This window comes from Bacillus sp. AG4(2022) (assembly GCF_031844465.1).
GTDB classification, from domain to species: domain Bacteria; phylum Bacillota; class Bacilli; order Bacillales; family Cytobacillaceae; genus Bacillus_AB; species Bacillus_AB infantis.
Window position 1 is genome coordinate 1 of record NZ_JAUZVH010000013.1, and the last position, 18,736, is coordinate 18,736.

The window sequence follows — 18,736 nt, forward strand, 5'->3', positions numbered from 1 at the left end:
ATTAAGATTAACATTGACGTTTTTGTTCGTTCAGTTTTCAAAGAACAATCTATGCCGCTCAGGAGCGACTTTATTAATTTAACACAGCGCAGATAACTTGTCAACAACTTTTCTTAAGTTTGTTTTGCGTCATCAGCGACGCTTATTAATATACCAAGATAATATTAAGAAGTCAACAATATATCCAAAAAAAATTAAAGTTCCTTCAGCTGCGGCGCAGGCATATATTTAATGCACTCATTCTCAGGGGCGATCCGCTTAAACAGGGAAAACAAAATCTTATACCTTTCCCCCATTGCTCTTTTCACTATATGGTCAATCCGTTCATCTTTCAGATCAAAGAGAATCTCATCCATCTCTCTTTTAATCAAGTATTCCATCTCTTTCAATTCCCTTTCATTAATCAGCATTCCAAGCATTGTATCGCTCCTTGTCTTTTAAGGTTCTTGTAGTATTTTCCATTACCCTGTTTTTTATGAAACGAACAGAAAATAAATCAAAATTCTGGCGGAAAAATCATTTAAGTCATATTTGCTTTTTGTGTTCATAAAAATAAGACAAGGATTCTTTGTGGACGAGGTGATTGGATGAACTTTTTTTATGTGGTAAACGGAAAGGCCATTAAACAGGGGCTGCTTATCATTATTGCCTCCTTCTTTACTGCCTGGTTTTTGTATATGGAGAATATTATTCACATGCCAGTTTTCTCGGCAAATGATGGACCAAAGGCGATTTACAAAGGAGAGAAGGATGCTGCCCTGACATTTAACATAGGCTGGGGTGATGAAAAAGCCGAACCCATACTCGATGTTCTGAAGAAGCAAAACGTCAAGGCTGCAACTTTCTTCTTATCCGGTTCTTGGGCGGAGAGGCATCCGGAGCTGGTTGCACGCATTGTTAAAGAAGGGTATGAGATTGGAATGCTTGGCTATGATTATAAGGATTATACAGATCTGGAAGAAAGCAAAATCCGCCAGGACCTTGCCAAAGGGCAGGAAGCTTTCAAGAAGCTGAATGTAAAGGATATTAAGCTGGTAAGGGCGCCAACTGGCCATTTTGATCAAAAGACACTGAATGTGGCAGAAAAGATGGGCTATACGGTTGTACACTGGAGCATCGACTCAAAAGATTGGACTAATCCGGGCGTTGAGAGGATTGCAGAAAATGCTGCCAAGGCCGGGAAAGGAGATATCATTCTCCTGCATGCCTCCGATTCGGCCAAACAAACGGCCAAAGCTCTCCCTGCCATTATAGGCAATTATAAAGACAAAGGCCTAAAACTGGTTTCAGTATCTGAAATGATGGCAAACGCAAGCACGAAATCAAATGAGATAAAATAATACAGCAAAAAGACGGGCCTGTAGTCAGCGGCCCGCCTTTTTGTATGTCCGGATCATTTTGCAGCCTTGATGGCTTCCCTCTTTTTCATTGAGCTTTCATTCAGCTTATGCAGGATCAAAAGCTGATAGGCATTGCAGATAAGCAGAGGGAAAAGCATGAGATATACCCAGCTTTCTTCATTTACCCTCAGTGCAGGTGTCCACTCCACACTGGTTACCACCACCATGAAGAACAGTGCAGGGATGAATGCCCCTTTGTTTGTCTGCCTTGCCTTTAGGAATGCTGCCGCCAGCCCCGCTGCCAATACGATTAGCGCCAGGGCAATATAAGGTCCATAGCTTTCCCCGTTTTCAGCAAAGTTGCTGTATCTTAAGTATACAAGGTCGAATAAGGCGAATAATATAAGGACAACCTGTACGCCATTCCATAAAGACCTGAAAATACCTAATCCAAACCGGTGTACGGTTAAATATGCGAAAAAGCCCATTTGGCTCAAGATGCTGAAAATCAAGCCTACTCCTGCTAGCCAAAATAATACAGAGATGATTTCAAGAACTTCAAAATCAGCAAATAACGGCTGATATTCTTCCCACCTGACAATAAATCCTGTGATACCGGTTGCAATTGCACCCAAAAGCAGAGTGGACAAAAACAACCTTACCCAATTACGGCTGGTCATTATATATTAAGCCTCCATAGCGATAGTCATTCACCTATATGATTGTACCAACCAAAGTATGAAAAATCTAGGCATTACTCGCCAAACGAATAATATTTGCCCCAAATCACCATTCTAAGGTTAGGGACAATCCTGAAAGGAGCTTTCAATCATGTACAAAATATTCCGGCTCCTCCCACTTATCCTCCTCCTTGCCGTTTCGGGCTGCGGCCAGGCTGCCGAATCAGGCAGCGGCCAAATGGACTATGATCAGACAAAGAAAATGATTGTCGATATATTAAAGACCGATGATGGCAAGAAGGCGCTGCAGGAATTGATGGGAGACGAAAAGCTAAAACAGCAGCTTGTAATGGACCAGGCAATGGTTTCCGATACGATTGAGAGGACCTTAACATCTGATAAAGGGACTGAATTCTGGAAAAAATCTTTTGAGGATCCTAAATTTGCCGAAAGCATGGCAAAAAGTATGGAAAAAGAAAATGAAAAGCTTTTAAAAGATCTGATGAAAGATCCCGAATATCGAAAAATGATGGTGGAAGTCCTGAAAGATCCTGAATTAGAGAAAGAAGTCACAACCATTTTAAAAAGCAACGAATACAGGGAGCATCTCCAGAAGGTGATGACTGAGACTTTCGAAAGCCCTATATACAAAGCCAAGATACAGGATATGATCATCAAGGCTACAGAAGAAGTGAAGAGCGGCGGCAAAGAAAGCGAAGGCGGCGGATCCGGTGAAAGCGGCGGAGGCGGCGGAGAAGGCGGGGACAGCGGAGGAGGTTCCTGATCCTCTATCTCATTGTAAAAATGCCTCAGGCGAAGATTCGCCTGAGGCACTTTTTTATACTGATTGAATGACTTTTTCCGCAATGTCTGTATAAATTTTACCAAGCCTGTGATCTTTATCATAAATGGATGGCGCAAAGTCTGCATCATTCCAGTCCGGCTGCGCCAAAGGCAGCTGCCCTAAAACATTTGTTCTTAGCTCATCAGCAAGCTTATCCCCGCCGCCGTGGCCAAAGACATATTCTTTCTCGCCAGTCAGCTTACTTTCGAAGAAGGCCATGTTTTCAATTACACCGACAATTTCATGCTCGGTTCTCAACGCCATTGCACCTGCGCGCGCAGCAACAAAAGCTGCTGTCGGATGCGGAGTGGTGACGATGATCTCTTTGCAGGAAGGAAGCATCGTATGAAGATCCAGCGCCACATCCCCTGTTCCAGGAGGAAGGTCAAGCAGCAGATAATCCAGCTCGCCCCAATCCACTTCATTGAAGAAGCTGTTCAGCATTTTGCCAAGCATCGGCCCCCTCCAGATGATTGGTGCATTATCTTCAACAAAAAAGCCCATGGATATGACTTTCACCCCAAAGCGTTCAACCGGGATGATCCGCCCTTCCCTGACAACCGGGCGCTTTGTGATGCCCATCATATCAGGAACACTGAACCCATAGATATCTGCATCGACCAGTCCGACCTTTTTTCCGAGGCGCGCCAATGATACAGCAAGGTTGACTGACACAGTGGACTTTCCGACACCGCCTTTACCGCTGGCGATCGCAATAAATTTGGTTTTGCTGTCTTCTGATAAAAGCCCTTTATCCTCTTTTTCCGGAGAACGGTGCTTGGCCAATTCCTCCGCAGGCAGCTCGCTAAAGCGAAGGCCCACAGAGTCTGCCCCATTCTTCTTAAGCAATTCCACAATCTGCGTCTGCAGCTGAAGCTGTTCCGCTGTCCCTGTTTTCGCAACAGCAATCTTCACACTCACGTGATTCTTCTCTGGCTTCACACTAACTTCCTGGATCGCATTCAGTTCACCCAGTGTTTTATGTATGAACGGTTCCTTCACATCACCCAAAAGCTCTCTCACTCTTTGCTCTGTCAACATCTATATGCACCTGCCCTTTAAGTCGTTTTAAACTTAGTATAGTATAACATAGCCCGAAAAGCGGAGGCGACTGTTCTGTTCCAACAAGCATAAGACGGGAAAGAAGCAAAGGCCACCCTTTGCCTTTGATTCTTTCTTATGACTCGAGGAACAAGGAGCCGGAGCTGGACAATTCGAAATGTGGAGGCGACTGTTCTGACCCGACAAGCGTAAGACGAGAAAGGAGATGAGGCTGCCCTTTGCCTCAGATTCTTTCTTGGCTTATGACTCGAGGGGCAAGGAGCTGGAGCAGGGTGGAGGATTTTCTATAGAACGCAGCCTGCCTTGCACATTCAATACATCACAAATGCTCGCCATGCCCCTCATGCATCGTTGAGACCCATTCTATACATAAGCCTGCTCTCACCAGCCCTCTCTTGCATCGATTAGCCACCTTCTTATACCTAGCCCGGCACATGCCTGTCATGCAATCCCCCCTATCGGTACACGACCACCAACTCCCTTAACTCTCCTGGCCAGCCTGTTAAAGTAACAACACCCTCCGCAGTCTCATTTTTCTCTATAAAAAAAGAGCATCCCACAGGATGCCCCTCTATTCTGGCTCCACCAGCTCTTCTTCATTCGTAAAGTAGCGCAATACTCCATTATAGATAGAGGCTGCCACTTTTTCCTGGTAGTCATCTGTTTTTAGCCTGGCTTTTTCTCCCGGATTGGAGAGGAAGCCGATTTCGACCAGAGCGCCAGGCTTTTTAGCGTATTTCATGATATACACATGGCTGATCGGCTTGGCTCTTCTTTCTGTGTTCTCCAGGTTTCTGCGCAGCTCATCCTGAATGAATTTGGCTGCTTCAGCATTTTCCTTAATCTGCGGGGCATAGAAGGTCTGTGCACCGCTCCAGCGGGCAGATGGAATGGAATTCAGGTGGATGCTCAGGAAAAAGTCGGCCTCGGATTCATTAATCATCTTAAGCCGCTGCTTAAGGTCCTCCACCTTCCTCCTGCTGTATCCCTTTGTACCCTCCGGAGCCAGGTCACGGTCATCCTCCCTGGTCATAATGACAAGCGCTCCCTGCTCTTGCAGGTAGTCCCTGATCTTTAATGAGACGTTCAATGCGATATCCTTTTCTAAAGCATCTGAATCTCCGGCTCCGCCATCTGGTCCGCCATGTCCTGGATCCAGAAGGATGATTTCGCCTGTGAGCGGCAAATTCCATGACTTCCAGGAGTTATTTTCGAGAAAATCGTATCGAAAGATTAAAAATAAGATTATAAGTCCGGCCGCAAAAGCAGCCATCTGCAATTTTCGCTTCATCGTCCTAACCCATCCCTCCGCTTGTCCTCATTCATATATATGGGACAAGGGAAGGGGTTAGAACATTTTTAAAGAGATCAATGAAGTCTCAGCTTATGGCGCCGCTGGCCCTTTTGAAAGCCCTCCATCCACCAATGGCGCACATAATGCTCACAAGTGCCAGCCAGTGACTCGTTCGCAGCCGCTTCTTCACCGCTCCCCCAGTAAAGAAGGAAATTATAGAGCGTATCAACAAAATGCTTTTCCTCGCTCCTGCATCTTTCGAGGACCTGTTCAACGCCTTCTCCATAATAGCCGAACCGGCTGAAATGGGCCCCAAGGAGGTAGGCTTCGATTGCGACATCATAACAGGCCTCCTCCACTCCTGTATTCATCAGGAGCCCCGACGTAAACCTTATACTTCCAAAATGCACTTTCACACTTTCCTTCAGAGATTTTATCGAAATGTCCTTTAGGACCGTTTTTTCATATTTGATCTGCTTTTCACGCTGTTTATCTGTAAAGGTTGTAATCACACTCACAGCTTTCTTCACCCCTTAAAGATAGTCTTCATCCGCCCAATGGGTGTCATTCAAGAAAGCACTGGCAATTTTGACAGAGAATAAAGCGGATGAAGGCCACCCATTTTTCAAAAGCTATTGGTGACTCTTTGCAAAGACAGCAAAAAAGACCCCCAGACGTAAGCCTGGGAGCCTTTGATAGAGTAATGATTAACGCTTTGAGAACTGAGGAGCACGACGAGCACCTTTAAGACCGTATTTCTTACGCTCTTTCATACGTGCGTCACGAGTCAATAGTCCAGCGCGCTTTAATGTTGGACGGAATTCTGGATCAGCTTGAAGCAATGCACGAGCGATGCCGTGACGGATTGCGCCAGCTTGGCCAGTGTATCCACCGCCATTAACGTTTACCAGGATATCGTAGCTGTTTAGTGTTTCAGTAGCAACAAGCGGCTGCTTAACTACTTCACGCAAAGCTGCGAATGGGATGTAGCTTTCGATCTCACGACCATTGATGATGATTTTGCCATCGCCAGGAACTAAACGAACACGGGCAACGGAGCTTTTACGACGACCAGTACCGATATATTGAACTTGTGCCAAGATAATAACCTCCCTTTAAAAATTATCCACGAAGTTCGTAAACTTCAGGTTGTTGTGCTTGGTGCGGATGTTCGCTGCCAGCATATACGTGTAATTTTTTGAACATTTGACGGCCAAGTGAATTCTTTGGAAGCATGCCTTTGATAGCAAGCTCAAGCATTTTCACAGGGTAGTTTGTACGCATCTCAAGAGCAGTTCTTGTTTTAAGACCGCCTGGGTGCATTGTGTGACGGTAATAGATCTTGTCAGTAAGCTTCTTACCAGTCAGTTCGATTTTCTCAGCGTTGATGATGATCACATTGTCACCAGTGTCAACGTGCGGTGTGAAAGTTGGTTTATTTTTGCCGCGCAGGACTGCTGCTACTTCACTTGCAAGGCGACCTAGAGTCTTGCCTTCAGCGTCAACAACATACCATTTACGCTCGATATTGTTTGCGTTAGCCATAAACGTACGCATGGGTTTCCCTCCTAAATAATCAATCATATTCATGTTCTTTGATTTCGTATATTATCACACAGATAAGTTCCGGGGCTTATTTGTGGGGTTAAAATACATACCATATTATGATATATCCTATATAGTACAATGTCAAGGGAATGTTACGCCAGGTTTAGTTGTTTTGAAAAAAATAATTTTTTCCTTTTTCCCTTTAATAGAATACCTTCCATAGATACAACCCCTCGGCAGGAGCTGTCTTGCCAGCCAGGCTCCTGTCCCTGCCTGAAATGACTTCCGGGAAGCTCCCCGGATCTCTCGTTCCTGCTCCTGCTTCGAGGAGCGTGCCTGTCAGGATGCGGACCATATTATATAAGAAGCCGCTGCCCGTAAAATGGAGCTCCAGCATCTCCCCTGCCTCCTCGACATGAACCTTCCGGATTTCCCTTACTTTGTCCTCCACATCTGTCCTGGAGGCGCAGAAGCTTGAGAAGTCATGGGTGCCGAGAAGATGTTCCGCAGCTTCCCTCATCGCTCGGATATCAAGGGGGTGAGGATAGTGATAGCTATAGTGCCGCTCAAACGGGCTTCGAATTTTCCCTCTGTAAATAAAGTAGCGATATTCTTTCCCGCATGCATCAAAGCGGGCATGAAAGCCTTCAGCGGCCTTCTCAGTGCTCTCCACAGCGATGTCCTTCGGCAAGAGGGAGTTCAGGGCTGTCACCCATCTGTCCTCAGGAATGGCGAGCGGCGAGTCAAAGTGGATGACCTGCCCTCTCGCATGCACCCCGGCGTCTGTCCTGCCTGAAGCAAAGATCTTCACCGGGTTTCCTTTATGGATTTTGGCCAGTGCCCTTTCCACTTCAAGCTGCACAGTCCGCTTTCCCGGCTGCACCTGGTATCCGGAGAACTGTGAGCCGTCATAGGCAATCTTGCATTTGAATCTTTGCATTTTTACACCCCATTATGTGCGGAATACAGCAAGCAGTGCCGCAACTGCCAGGAGCAGGAGCAGCATAAGGGTGTCCCTTGTGCTCCAGTTCAGCTGCCGGTATTTCGTTCTGCCTTCCCCTCCGCGGTAGCCTCTTGCCTCCATAGCGGTGGCGAGCTCCTCAGCGCGTTTGAACGAGCTGACGAATAAAGGGATCAGCAGCGGAATGATCGACTTTACACGGTCCTTGATCGGTCCGCCTGAAAAATCGACTCCCCTGGCAGTCTGCGCCTTCATGATCTTATCTGTTTCCTGCATGAGGGTCGGGATGAAGCGAAGCGAAATCGACATCATCAGAGCCAGCTCATGGACAGGGAACTTCACCTTGTTCAAAGGACCCAGCAGGCTTTCCAGCCCATCGGTAATTTCAATGGGGGTCGTTGTCAGGGTTAATAGCGACGTCATCATGATCAGCAGGAAAAAGCGCATAGAGATGAACAGACCCTGCTTCAGGCCTTCTTCATAAATTTTCAGCCATCCAAGGTCGAGGATGACCTCTCCGCCCTTTGTCATGAATACATGCAGCAGCAGGGTGAAAAGCACAAGCCACAGCACCGGCCGCAGCCCCATATAAATGAACCTCGCAGGGACCCTGGATGAACGGACCATCATCAGCGTGTAGACAGTGAGAATGGCATAAGTCAGGATATTATTGGCTAAAAAGACGACACAAACAAATAAAAAGATAATGGCAAGCTTCGCACGGGGGTCCATCCGGTGAAGGACGGAGTCGGCAGGCACATAGCGGCCAAAAATCATTTTCTCCATCATTTGGCCTCACCCCGCTTCACTGCGCCTGCTATCGCATCTGTCAGCTGCTCCATCGTCAGGCAGGTCATTCCGAGCTTCAATCCGAATGCCTTCTCGAACTTCTGCTGAAATTTTACAACCTCCGGTACATCCAGGCCGAGCTCAAGAAGTCCTGCGGGATCCGCAAAGATTTCTACCGGAACGCCTTTTCTGTATACCTCGCCTTTATGCATGATCACAATCTGATCGGCGTAGGCGGCAGCGTCCTCCATGCTGTGGGTCACCAGGATAGTGGAAAGGCCTCTTTCCTTATGGAGCGAATAGAACATCTCCATGATCTCTTTCCGCCCGCGCGGGTCCAGGCCAGCTGTCGGTTCATCCAAAACGATTACATCAGGGTTCATGGCAAGCACACCGGCAATGGCTACTCTCCGCATTTGGCCACCGGATAGATCAAAAGGAGACTTCTCAAGAACCGACTCGGTCAAGCCGACCTGAATGATTGCCTTTCTTGCCCTTTCCTTAGCCTCGGCCTCACTGACGCCAAAATTCATCGGGCCGAAGCAGATATCCTTTTCGACTGTTTCTTCGAAAAGCTGGTGCTCTGGGAACTGAAAGACAATCCCGACCTTTTGGCGGACCGCCTTTAGGTTTTTCTCCTTTTTCCCTGCAGTAATTTCCCTGTCCCCTATTTTGACACTGCCTTTTGTCGGCTTTAACAGGGCATTCAAATGCTGAAGGACAGTAGACTTGCCTGAACCGGTATGGCCGATTAGGGCGAGATATGTGCCTGATGGGATATCAATTGATACATCCTGGATGGCCAGCCGCTCAAATGGTGTGTTTATCTGGTATCTATGCTCTACATTTTGGAGTGAGATGTCCATAGCTTTTCCACCAACTCTTCTTCTGTTAAATAAAATTTTGGGATGGCCAGCCCTTTTTCACGCAGTGCCTTGCTCATTTTTACCGGGAATGGAATATCCAGGCCGAGCTTTACAAGCTCCTCATCCATCTGGAAAATTTCCTCCGGTGTGCCTTCCCTGTATAATTGCCCCTGGTTCATGACGATGATCCGATCTGCCTTGGCCGCTTCTTCAAGATCATGGGTGATGGAGATAACCGTCATCCTGTGCTCGCTCTTTAACTCTCTTACCGTCTGCAGGACCTCTTCTCTTCCGCGGGGGTCCAGCATGCTTGTAGCTTCATCCAGTATGATCAGCGACGGCCGCAGGGCGATAACCCCTGCAATGGCGACTCTTTGTTTCTGGCCGCCTGAAAGATGGTGCGGCTCTTGATCTAGAAATTGGCCCATATTGACCATCTCTAATGAGGAACTCACTCTTTCTTTCATCTCTTCCTGCGGGACTCCATTGTTTTCTAAACCAAAAGCCACATCATCCTGCACCGTTGTTCCGACAAATTGGTTATCGGGATTCTGGAACACCATCCCTACAGCCCTTCTGACGTCCCAGACGGTCTCTTCTGTCAGTTCAGTCCCCTTCACCAGGATCGTGCCTTCCTGGGCATACTGCAGCCCATTTAAGAGCTTGGCCAATGTAGACTTGCCTGATCCGTTGTGGCCGACAATGGCAAGCCATTCCCCTTCCTGTATGTTAAAGGAAACGTTTCTTAAGGCATACTGGCTGCCGGCATCATATTGAAAAGAAATGTTTTCTAATTGAACAAGTGGATTTGACATAGGGATCCTCCTCTCTGCTCTTCTTGCAGCTGCATAAACAGCCTTGACTTCACTGCTTCAGCGCCTGTCATTTTAAAGTGGGATGAGGCATTACATCATTATCTCCCGGAAATAAAAATAACTCGCCTTTTGGCGAGCCTGATTTGCAGAAGACATTGAATTATTAGCTGAAGTCAGATGGCTGCCGGCACATATGCGCTTGTGTCGTTAATTGCATCAAAGCTCAATAATCGCTTTAGCTGCCTCTCTAATCTGTGCTCTCTGCCAAAAAACCTGAAACTTATAAAAAAGCCTGCACCTCATTCCGGCTGCAGAATATTTACATTCTGTGCGCATAAAACAGTTCCGGAAGAGGTGCATGAGCTAGACGAGACAAGTCCGGGATGCGTATACTGCATCCGTCAGTATGGAACTTGCACTGAGAGGCCCGAGATTCAGGCGCAGCGGAATCTTGCTCATCGTAACGCTCTTGTTTGGCTTGAATATAAGGCTTATGAAGAAAATGGAAGATAAGCCTTTTACAGAAAAAGGGCAAAGAACAAGTTCATGATAAACTGTCCAGCGCCCTTGTTGTCTGCTGCAGCAATTATACTAACTCGATGATAACCATTGGTGCTCCGTCTCCACGACGAGGCCCAAGCTTCATGATTCGAGTGTATCCACCTTGGCGCTCTTCATAACGAGTTGCGATGTCGCTGAATAACTTTTGTACTGCATCTTGGTTTGTCTCAGCATTAGCTACCTCATTGCGAATGAATGCAGCTGCTTGACGGCGAGCATGCAGGTCTCCGCGCTTGCCTAAAGTGATCATTTTCTCAACAACTGAACGCAGCTCTTTCGCACGAGCTTCAGTTGTTTCGATGCGCTCACTGATGATTAAGTCTGTAGCTAAGTCACGTAGCATAGCTTTACGTTGAGCACTAGTGCGTCCTAACTTTCTGTATCCCATGAAAGTTTCCCTCCTTTGTTGAAGTGATCAGTCGGTGATAGACCTAAGAGTGATAGATCCTAAGATCAGTCATCCTTGCGTAAGCCTAATCCCAGCTCTTCTAATTTATGTTTTACCTCTTCAAGAGATTTTCTGCCAAGGTTGCGGACTTTCATCATATCCTCTTCGGTCTTGTTGGCCAATTCCTGAACAGTATTGATGCCTGCGCGCTTTAAGCAGTTATATGAACGGACTGAAAGATCGAGTTCTTCAATGGTCATTTCAAGAACTTTTTCCTTTTGGTCCTCTTCTTTCTCAACCATGATTTCAGCATTTTGCGCTTCGTCAGTAAGGCCGACAAAGATATTCAAATGCTCAGTTAAAATCTTCGCTCCAAGAGCAACCGCATCTTGTGGACCAGTGCTTCCATCAGTCCAAACATCGAATGTTAACTTATCATAGTTAGTCATTTGCCCGACGCGTGTATTTTCTACCTGGTAGGAAATACGCGATACTGGAGTGTAGATGGAATCGATAGGAATGACACCGATTGGTTGATCTTCTCGCTTGTTTTGATCAGCTGGTGTATAACCGCGTCCTCTTTTGGCAGTCAAGCGCATGCGCAAGTGCCCATTGGACCCAAGGGTAGCAATATGAAGATCCGGATTGAGGATCTCGACATCACTGTCATGCGTTACGTCAGCTGCAGTAACCGCACCTTCACCTTGAATATCAATTTCCAGCGTCTTTTCATCATCAGAATAGATTTTAAGAGCCAGTTTTTTAATATTTAAGATTACAGATGTTACATCTTCTACGACGCCTTCAATTGTTGAGAACTCATGAAGTACCCCATCAATTTGAATAGATGTGACAGCGGCACCAGGGAGTGAGGATAAAAGGATACGACGTAAGGAGTTACCCAAAGTAGTACCATACCCACGCTCAAGCGGCTCTACGACGAACTTTCCATACTTGGCATCATCGCTGATCTCAACCGTTTCGATTTTTGGTTTTTCTATTTCGATCATCAAAATATACCCTCCTTCAAAACGTCGAAACCCCGGCTAGCTTCTGCCTGCCGAAATTCCCCCATGTATACGTTCCCGTTTGTGCACAACAACTGGAATAAAGTTTCTGTATAACGGAAAATTGTATCATAACCCATTATAGACAAGGATACAAATTCTATACAGAAAAAATTATACGCGGCGACGTTTTGGCGGGCGGCATCCGTTATGAGGAACCGGAGTAACATCTCTGATAGCCGTTACTTCTAGACCAGCAGCCTGAAGGGCACGAATGGCAGCTTCACGTCCTGCACCAGGTCCTTTAACAGTAACTTCAAGAGTTTTCATACCATGTTCCATAGATGTCTTCGCTGCAGTTTCAGCAGCCATTTGAGCAGCAAATGGAGTAGATTTACGAGAACCTCTGAATCCAAGAGCTCCAGCACTTGACCAAGAAAGAGCGTTACCATGAACGTCTGTGATTGTTACGATAGTGTTATTGAATGTTGAACGGATGTGGGCGATACCACTTTCAATATTCTTTTTAACACGGCGTTTGCGTGTATTAGTTTTACGAGCCATTGTATATTACCTCCTTTACCGATTATTTCTTCTTGTTAGCTACAGTCTTACGAGGACCTTTACGTGTACGGGCATTGTTCTTAGTGTTCTGTCCGCGTACAGGAAGGCCACGACGGTGACGAAGACCGCGGTAAGAACCGATTTCCATAAGACGCTTGATGTTGAGTGAAACTTCACGGCGAAGGTCACCTTCAACTTTGAGTCTGTCGATTACTTCACGGATTTTGTTAAGCTCATCTTCTGTAAGGTCGCGAACGCGAGTGTCTTCAGAAACACCAGCTTCAGCCAAAACCTTTTGAGCAGTATTTTTACCGATACCATAAATGTAAGTCAATGAGATTACTACACGTTTTTCACGTGGAATATCTACACCAGCAATACGTGCCATTCTATGCGCACCTCCTTGTTATTAGCCTTGTTTTTGTTTATGCTTAGGGTTTTCACAGATAACCATAACTTTACCACGTCTGCGGATAACTTTGCACTTTTCGCAGATCGGCTTAACTGATGGTCTTACTTTCATTATCCTAACCTCCTTGATATTACGGAGTGCAATCAGTCTATTTGAAGCGGTAAGTGATTCTTCCGCGAGTCAAGTCATATGGTGAAAGCTCAACTGTTACTTTATCTCCTGGCAGGATGCGGATGAAGTGCATGCGGATCTTGCCGGAAACATGAGCCAAAACAGTATGACCGTTTTCCAATTCTACCTTAAACATAGCATTTGGCAAAGTTTCAATAACTGTGCCTTCTATTTCGATTACATCGTCTTTCGCCATCGAACATGTCTCCCTTCTTCTTTTCAGAATCTCACCTATTCATACGCTGCTTACGCAAAACGTAATTTTCCCTTCATTGCACGGCCGGTTTCATTTATGCTGCACTCGATTTCCGGAGAAACATAATCAGTCAGCTCCAGATGCCGGACGCTCTTCAGCAGCGGATTGCCTGACTTTCGTCTGGCCCCTTCGGCTATTGAGACAAACCGTCCATCTATCAACCTTATAATTATATCATATTCGCCGTCATCCCGCCCATTTTTAATCAAAACAATTTGACCAGAGATCAAATTGATCTTGTCAGGGCCGCAGACCATTTTCAGAATGAGCCTATGCAATCACCTGCACATCAAGCTTTAGTGAGGATTTCATAGCCTGTTTCAGTAATGGCAATGGTATGTTCAAAATGCGCACACATGCTGCCGTCCACTGTAACGACTGTCCAGTCATCAGCCAAGGTTCTTACATACCTGCTTCCGGCATTGACCATCGGCTCGATGCACAGTACCATCCCCGGCTTAAGCACCGGCCCTTTATTAGGCGGACCGTAGTGAGGGATTTGCGGTTCCTCATGTAAGTCTTGCCCGATTCCGTGGCCAACATACTCACGCACAATGGAAAAACCGTTTGCTTCCGCATACGTCTGAATCGCATGAGAGATGTTCGATAAACGTACATCCGGCTTTGACTCTTTAAGCCCTTCATACAATGACTGCTCTGTGACATCCAGCAGCTGCCGGACTTGTCTGTCAACAGTGCCTACAGGGTAGGTCCAGGCGGAATCGCCATGGTAGCCATTATATTCAGCACCTATATCGATGCTGATAATGTCGCCTTCGTTAAGCACCCGATCCCCGGGAATCCCGTGCACAAGTTCATTGTTCACAGATGCACAGATGCTGCCACGGAAACCATTATAACCTTTAAAAGATGGAATTGCATCATGTTTACGTATAAACGCCTCGGCAATTGTATCCAGCTCTCCGGTTGTAATGCCCGGTGCAACATGCTTCTGCAGCTCCTGGTGAGTCAGGGCAACAATACGCCCGGCTTCACGCATGATTTCAATTTCACGCGGTGTTTTACAGATGATCATTAACGCAGGCCTCCGAGGAGCGCATCAAGATCAGTGAACACCTTGGAAATTTCCTGCTGGCCATCAATATTGCGCAGGTACCCTTTTGTTTCATAGAAATCAAGAAGAGGCTTAGTCTGCTTAATGTTGACATCAAGTCTGTTTTTAACAGTTTCGGCGTTATCATCAGCACGCTGATAAAGTTCGCCGCCGCACCGGTCGCATTCGTCTGCCTTTGCCGGGGGATTGAATACCAAGTGGTAAGTTGCCCCGCAGTTCTTGCAGATGCGTCTGCCAGTCAGGCGCTCCATTAAAATGCTTTGGTCAACATCAATGTTGATGACATAATCAATCTTTTTATCCAGTTCTGAAAGAATGTCTTCAAGGGCATCAGCCTGGGCAACCGTTCTTGGGAAGCCATCAAGCAAAAAGCCTTTATTGCAATCTTCCTTGCTTAACCTTTCGCGGACTATGCCGATTGTCACCTGGTCAGGGACAAGCTCGCCTTTATCCATGAAAGATTTAGCTTCTAAACCTAGTTCCGTGCCTTCTTTTATAGCTGCACGAAACATATCTCCTGTTGAGATATGAGGGATGCCGTACTTCTCGACAATTTTCTCGGCTTGCGTACCTTTGCCGGCACCTGGGAGCCCCATCAATACTAAATTCACAAGATTTCCCCCTCAGTCTCTAATAAGGTTAATGGGAACTAAAAGTTCCCAAAACCGAATTATTTTATGAAACCTTTATAGTGACGCTTAACCATTTGGGCTTCAAGCTGCTTCATTGTTTCGAGCGCAACACCCACAACAATCAGAAGGCTTGTTCCGCCAATCTGGGCTGATTGCGGCAGTCCGGCGAAATTGATGAAGAAAACCGGAAGGATCGCAATGGCAGTCAAGAAAAGCGCACCGACAAATGTCAAACGATATAAGACACGAGTCAGATATTCCTGAGTGTTTTTACCTGGGCGTATACCCGGGATATAGCCGCCTTGCTTTTTCAAGTTGTCGGCAACCTGCTCCGGATTAACCTGGATAAAAGCATAGAAATACGTAAAGGCAATGATCAATGCACTATACACGATCATACCAATTGGGTGGGTATAGTCGAACACTCTTTGAATCCACATCGTCACATCGTTCTGCTCGAAGAAAGAAGCAATCGTTCTTGGCGTTACGATGAACGAGACTGCAAAGATGACTGGAATAACTCCGGCAGCATTCACCTTTAAAGGCAAATGAGTTGATTGTCCGCCCGCAGGATTGCCTCCTGTGGCCATACGCTTAGCGTATTGGATCGGAATTTTCCTTAATGCCTGCTGGATGAAGATCGTTCCAACAATGATCGCAATGACTGCAACCAGGATCAGGACTACTGTAACAATGCTAAGGAAAAGCTGCTCACCAGCATCTTCAATTTTCTGGGCGTAAATCTGGTTGACCGTGGAAGGTATGGCCGCTACGATACCAGCAAATATGATGATGGAAATGCCGTTTCCGACACCTTTAGATGTGATCTGCTCTCCAAGCCACATTAAGAAGGCTGTTCCTGCTGTCAGTACAGTGGCAATCAGAAGGTAAGTTCCGATGCCCGGATTTTCAATCAGCATGCCGCCAGCCATGTTATTAAAGCCGTAGGACATACCCAGCGCCTGGATGAAACCAAGCACGATTGTAAAGTAACGGGTGAATTGAGCCAGCTTACGGCGTCCCACTTCCCCTTGCTTTGACCATTCAGTAAACTTCGGGACTACGTCCATCTGCAATAGCTGAATGATGATCGAAGCCGTAATATACGGCATGATTCCCATTGCAAGGATAGAGAAGTTGAGAAGCGCTCCTCCGCCGAATGTATTCAGGATTCCAAATACACTCAAGTCATCCTGTGCTTTTAACAGATCAGCATTCACATGCGGTACAGGAATGAATGTACCGATGCGGAATATGATCAGCATTAAAAGGGTGAATAGGATCTTTCGTCTTATATCACCCACGCGCATAAAATTGGAGATTGTCTGAAACATTAGATCACCTCTGTTTGACCGCCGGCAGCTTCAATAGCTTCCTTTGCAGCAGAGGAGAATTTATGAGCTTTAACAGTAAGCTTTTTCTCTACTTTGCCTTTAGCAAGAACTTTCACTCCTGCTTTTTCGTTGCTTACGACTCCTGTTTCGATAAGAAGTTCTGGTGTAACTTCTGTTCCGTCTTCAAAACGGTTAAGTGCATCAAGGTTAACAACTGCATATTCTTTGCGGTTGATGTTTGTGAAACCGCGCTTAGGCAAGCGTCGGAATAAAGGTGTTTGACCACCTTCGAAACCAAGACGTACACCGCCGCCTGAACGTGCGTTTTGACCTTTATGACCTTTACCAGCAGTTTTACCATTGCCTGAACCGATACCGCGACCTTTGCGCTTGCGTTCTTGACGAGAACCCTCTGCAGGTTTTAATTCATGAAGTTTCATTTTGGCACCTCCTTATTGAAAAAATCGAACTTATTTCTCAGAGACCTTTACAAGGTGAGCAACCTTGTTGATCATGCCGCGGATAGCAGCATTATCCTGGTGCTCAACTGTTTGGTTCATCTTACGTAATCCTAGAGCTTTAACTGTTTCGCGCTGGTCTTGAGGACGACCAATCACGCTGCGAGTGAGGGTAACTTCTAGTTTATTCGCCATTTGATTTCCCTCCTTATCCTAACAGTTCTTCTACTGATTTACCGCGTAACTTAGCTACGTCTTCAGCACGTTTTAAGTTATTTAGTCCTTCAAGAGTTGCGCGAACCATGTTGATTGGTGTGTTTGTGCCTAATGACTTAGACAGGATATCAGCTACACCAGCCAATTCAAGAACCGCACGAACCGGACCACCAGCGATAACTCCAGTACCTTCAGAAGCAGGCTTCAAAAGGATTTCGCCAGCACCGAAATGACCGATGATTTGGTGTGGAATAGTTGTTCCAACCATAGGTACTTCGATAAGGTTTTTCTTAGCATCTTCAATTGCTTTGCGGATCGCATCCGGAACTTCCTGGGCTTTACCAGTTCCAAAGCCTACATGTCCGTTCTTATCGCCTACTACTACAAGAGCAGTAAAACGGAAGCGACGTCCACCTTTAACAACTTTCGCTACACGATTGATTGTAACTACGCGTTCTTCAAGTTCAAGTTTGTTTGGGTCAATACGAAGCATCTTTATGTGTCCCTCCTTCTATTAAAATTCTAAGCCGTTTTCACGAGCAGCATCTGCTAATGCTTTAACACGTCCGTGATACAGGTAGCCTCCGCGGTCAAAAACAACAGCTTTAACACCTTTTTCAACAGCGCGCTTAGCAACTAGTTCTCCAACCTTAACAGCAGCATCTGTGTTTCCTGTAGCAGTAAGTTCAACTTCCTTATCAAGTGTTGAAGCACTTGCAACAGTCACTTTGTTCACATCATCGATCAGCTGAGCATAGATATGCTTGTTAGAGCGGAACACGTTTAAACGAGGACGAGCTTCAGTACCGCTAAGTTTAGCACGCACGCGGGCATGTCTTTTTTTGCGGACTTGATTTTTATCAGCCTTCGTAATCATTTAGGTCACTCCTTTCGTTTGCCTATGCGGCATTACTTACCTGTTTTACCTTCTTTACGACGCACATATTCGCCTTCGTAGCGGATACCTTTACCTTTGTAAGGCTCTGGAGGACGAACGTCACGAATGTTAGCAGCAAGTGCACCAACACGTTCTTTGCTTGTGCCTTTTACGATAACCTTCGTGTTAGAAGGCACTTCGATTTCGATTCCTTCTTCAGGAACGATTTCAACAGGGTGAGAGTAGCCAACGTTCAGGATCAGGTTTTTCCCCTGCTTTTGAGCACGGTAACCGACACCGATAAGCTCAAGGCCTCTTTCAAATCCTTTAGAAACACCTTCAACCATGTTTGCGATCAGGGCGCGAGTAGTTCCGTGCAGTGCGCGGTGCTCTTTCGCTTCTGATGGACGGGAAACATTAATGATGTTCTCTTCCACGCTGATTGCCATATCAGGGCTGAATGAACGAGTCAATTCGCCTTTAGGGCCTTTAACTGTCACATTGTTATTATCTACAGTGATTGTAACTCCACTTGGAATTTCAATTGGTTTTTTACCTACGCGAGACATTTATTGCACCTCCATTC

At 46.2% G+C, this 18,736-nt stretch carries 28 protein-coding genes; 2 read left to right on the forward strand and 26 right to left on the reverse strand.

Annotated elements, in window-relative coordinates; translation table 11 throughout:
• Positions 1-194 precede the first annotated feature (194 nt).
• Positions 195-419: a hypothetical protein gene (locus tag Q9R36_RS24375; RefSeq protein WP_009791285.1), complete on the reverse strand. Its 225-nt coding sequence runs from the start codon at positions 417-419 to the stop codon at positions 195-197.
• A 168-nt stretch (positions 420-587) separates the two neighbouring features.
• Between Q9R36_RS24375 and pdaB the strand changes: the two genes are divergently transcribed.
• The gene (pdaB, locus tag Q9R36_RS24380; protein WP_094769459.1) at positions 588-1,340 is read left to right on the forward strand and encodes a polysaccharide deacetylase family sporulation protein PdaB; all 753 of its coding nucleotides are present in this window, start codon (positions 588-590) and stop codon (positions 1,338-1,340) included.
• Positions 1,341-1,393: 53 nt separating this feature from the next.
• On the opposite strand, the gene Q9R36_RS24385 is transcribed toward pdaB, so the two are convergent.
• Positions 1,394-2,020 (reverse strand): KinB-signaling pathway activation protein, encoded by a 627-nt coding sequence (locus Q9R36_RS24385; RefSeq protein WP_022543223.1) that lies wholly within the window; start codon positions 2,018-2,020, stop codon positions 1,394-1,396.
• 151 nt (positions 2,021-2,171) lie between these two features.
• Here Q9R36_RS24385 and gerD point away from each other — a divergent pair, with 151 nt between their 5' ends.
• On the forward strand, positions 2,172-2,804 hold the full coding sequence (gene gerD / locus Q9R36_RS24390) for a spore germination lipoprotein GerD (RefSeq protein ID WP_009791288.1): 633 nt from the start codon (positions 2,172-2,174) through the stop codon (positions 2,802-2,804).
• 54 nt (positions 2,805-2,858) lie between these two features.
• On the opposite strand, the gene Q9R36_RS24395 is transcribed toward gerD, so the two are convergent.
• From Q9R36_RS24395 to rplF, 24 genes are all read right to left on the reverse strand, one after another.
• On the reverse strand, positions 2,859-3,905 hold the full coding sequence (locus tag Q9R36_RS24395) for a P-loop NTPase (protein ID WP_009791289.1): 1,047 nt from the start codon (positions 3,903-3,905) through the stop codon (positions 2,859-2,861).
• Positions 3,906-4,497: 592 nt separating this feature from the next.
• Complete coding sequence (cwlD, locus tag Q9R36_RS24400; protein WP_101552830.1) at positions 4,498-5,217, reverse strand: N-acetylmuramoyl-L-alanine amidase CwlD; 720 nt, start codon at positions 5,215-5,217, stop codon at positions 4,498-4,500.
• A gap of 77 nt (positions 5,218-5,294) precedes the next feature.
• A complete protein-coding gene (locus Q9R36_RS24405) occupies positions 5,295-5,738 on the reverse strand; it encodes a YbaK family protein (protein ID WP_094769457.1) in 444 nt (147 codons plus the stop codon).
• A 189-nt stretch (positions 5,739-5,927) separates the two neighbouring features.
• Positions 5,928-6,320 carry a 30S ribosomal protein S9 gene (gene rpsI, locus Q9R36_RS24410; RefSeq protein ID WP_009791292.1) on the reverse strand — a complete coding sequence of 131 codons (393 nt, stop codon included), beginning with the start codon at positions 6,318-6,320 and terminating at the stop codon, positions 5,928-5,930.
• Between the two features lie 22 nt (positions 6,321-6,342).
• Positions 6,343-6,777, reverse strand: coding sequence for a 50S ribosomal protein L13 (gene rplM / locus Q9R36_RS24415; RefSeq protein WP_009791293.1), 435 nt, complete (start codon positions 6,775-6,777; stop codon positions 6,343-6,345).
• A gap of 193 nt (positions 6,778-6,970) precedes the next feature.
• Positions 6,971-7,708: a tRNA pseudouridine(38-40) synthase TruA gene (gene truA, locus Q9R36_RS24420; protein ID WP_009791294.1), complete on the reverse strand. Its 738-nt coding sequence runs from the start codon at positions 7,706-7,708 to the stop codon at positions 6,971-6,973.
• Between the two features lie 12 nt (positions 7,709-7,720).
• Positions 7,721-8,518: an energy-coupling factor transporter transmembrane component T family protein gene (locus Q9R36_RS24425; RefSeq protein ID WP_009791295.1), complete on the reverse strand. Its 798-nt coding sequence runs from the start codon at positions 8,516-8,518 to the stop codon at positions 7,721-7,723.
• Positions 8,515-9,384: an energy-coupling factor ABC transporter ATP-binding protein gene (locus Q9R36_RS24430; protein ID WP_101552832.1), complete on the reverse strand. Its 870-nt coding sequence runs from the start codon at positions 9,382-9,384 to the stop codon at positions 8,515-8,517. Before Q9R36_RS24430 ends, Q9R36_RS24425 begins: the two co-directional genes overlap by 4 nt.
• Positions 9,360-10,199, reverse strand: coding sequence for an energy-coupling factor ABC transporter ATP-binding protein (locus tag Q9R36_RS24435; RefSeq protein ID WP_253615981.1), 840 nt, complete (start codon positions 10,197-10,199; stop codon positions 9,360-9,362). Before Q9R36_RS24435 ends, Q9R36_RS24430 begins: the two co-directional genes overlap by 25 nt.
• Before the next feature lie 586 nt (positions 10,200-10,785).
• The gene (gene rplQ, locus Q9R36_RS24440; RefSeq protein WP_009791300.1) at positions 10,786-11,148 is read right to left on the reverse strand and encodes a 50S ribosomal protein L17; all 363 of its coding nucleotides are present in this window, start codon (positions 11,146-11,148) and stop codon (positions 10,786-10,788) included.
• A gap of 65 nt (positions 11,149-11,213) precedes the next feature.
• Positions 11,214-12,158, reverse strand: a complete 945-nt coding sequence (locus Q9R36_RS24445) for a DNA-directed RNA polymerase subunit alpha (RefSeq protein WP_009791301.1) — start codon at positions 12,156-12,158, stop codon at positions 11,214-11,216.
• A 171-nt stretch (positions 12,159-12,329) separates the two neighbouring features.
• Entirely contained in the window at positions 12,330-12,719 is a 390-nt protein-coding gene (rpsK, locus tag Q9R36_RS24450; RefSeq protein ID WP_009791303.1) for a 30S ribosomal protein S11, read from the reverse strand.
• 22 nt (positions 12,720-12,741) lie between these two features.
• Positions 12,742-13,107, reverse strand: coding sequence for a 30S ribosomal protein S13 (gene rpsM / locus Q9R36_RS24455; RefSeq protein ID WP_009791304.1), 366 nt, complete (start codon positions 13,105-13,107; stop codon positions 12,742-12,744).
• A 21-nt stretch (positions 13,108-13,128) separates the two neighbouring features.
• Complete coding sequence (gene rpmJ / locus Q9R36_RS24460) at positions 13,129-13,242, reverse strand: 50S ribosomal protein L36 (RefSeq protein ID WP_000868344.1); 114 nt, start codon at positions 13,240-13,242, stop codon at positions 13,129-13,131.
• Positions 13,243-13,279: 37 nt separating this feature from the next.
• Positions 13,280-13,498, reverse strand: coding sequence for a translation initiation factor IF-1 (infA, locus tag Q9R36_RS24465; protein ID WP_009791305.1), 219 nt, complete (start codon positions 13,496-13,498; stop codon positions 13,280-13,282).
• 50 nt (positions 13,499-13,548) lie between these two features.
• On the reverse strand, positions 13,549-13,836 hold the full coding sequence (locus Q9R36_RS24470) for a KOW domain-containing RNA-binding protein (RefSeq protein ID WP_224952345.1): 288 nt from the start codon (positions 13,834-13,836) through the stop codon (positions 13,549-13,551).
• 11 nt (positions 13,837-13,847) lie between these two features.
• Positions 13,848-14,594 (reverse strand): type I methionyl aminopeptidase, encoded by a 747-nt coding sequence (gene map, locus Q9R36_RS24475; protein WP_009791307.1) that lies wholly within the window; start codon positions 14,592-14,594, stop codon positions 13,848-13,850.
• The gene (locus tag Q9R36_RS24480) at positions 14,594-15,244 is read right to left on the reverse strand and encodes an adenylate kinase (protein ID WP_094769453.1); all 651 of its coding nucleotides are present in this window, start codon (positions 15,242-15,244) and stop codon (positions 14,594-14,596) included. The genes map and Q9R36_RS24480 overlap by 1 nt, the downstream gene beginning before the upstream one ends.
• A 59-nt stretch (positions 15,245-15,303) precedes the next feature.
• Entirely contained in the window at positions 15,304-16,599 is a 1,296-nt protein-coding gene (gene secY / locus Q9R36_RS24485; RefSeq protein WP_009791309.1) for a preprotein translocase subunit SecY, read from the reverse strand.
• The gene (rplO, locus tag Q9R36_RS24490) at positions 16,599-17,039 is read right to left on the reverse strand and encodes a 50S ribosomal protein L15 (protein WP_022543220.1); all 441 of its coding nucleotides are present in this window, start codon (positions 17,037-17,039) and stop codon (positions 16,599-16,601) included. The genes secY and rplO overlap by 1 nt, the downstream gene beginning before the upstream one ends.
• 30 nt (positions 17,040-17,069) lie before the next feature.
• Positions 17,070-17,252: a 50S ribosomal protein L30 gene (gene rpmD, locus Q9R36_RS24495; protein WP_009791311.1), complete on the reverse strand. Its 183-nt coding sequence runs from the start codon at positions 17,250-17,252 to the stop codon at positions 17,070-17,072.
• A gap of 13 nt (positions 17,253-17,265) precedes the next feature.
• Positions 17,266-17,766: a 30S ribosomal protein S5 gene (rpsE, locus tag Q9R36_RS24500; protein WP_009791312.1), complete on the reverse strand. Its 501-nt coding sequence runs from the start codon at positions 17,764-17,766 to the stop codon at positions 17,266-17,268.
• A gap of 21 nt (positions 17,767-17,787) precedes the next feature.
• The gene (rplR, locus tag Q9R36_RS24505; RefSeq protein WP_009791313.1) at positions 17,788-18,150 is read right to left on the reverse strand and encodes a 50S ribosomal protein L18; all 363 of its coding nucleotides are present in this window, start codon (positions 18,148-18,150) and stop codon (positions 17,788-17,790) included.
• 32 nt (positions 18,151-18,182) lie between these two features.
• The gene (gene rplF / locus Q9R36_RS24510) at positions 18,183-18,719 is read right to left on the reverse strand and encodes a 50S ribosomal protein L6 (RefSeq protein WP_009791314.1); all 537 of its coding nucleotides are present in this window, start codon (positions 18,717-18,719) and stop codon (positions 18,183-18,185) included.
• Positions 18,720-18,736: the final 17 nt, after the last annotated feature.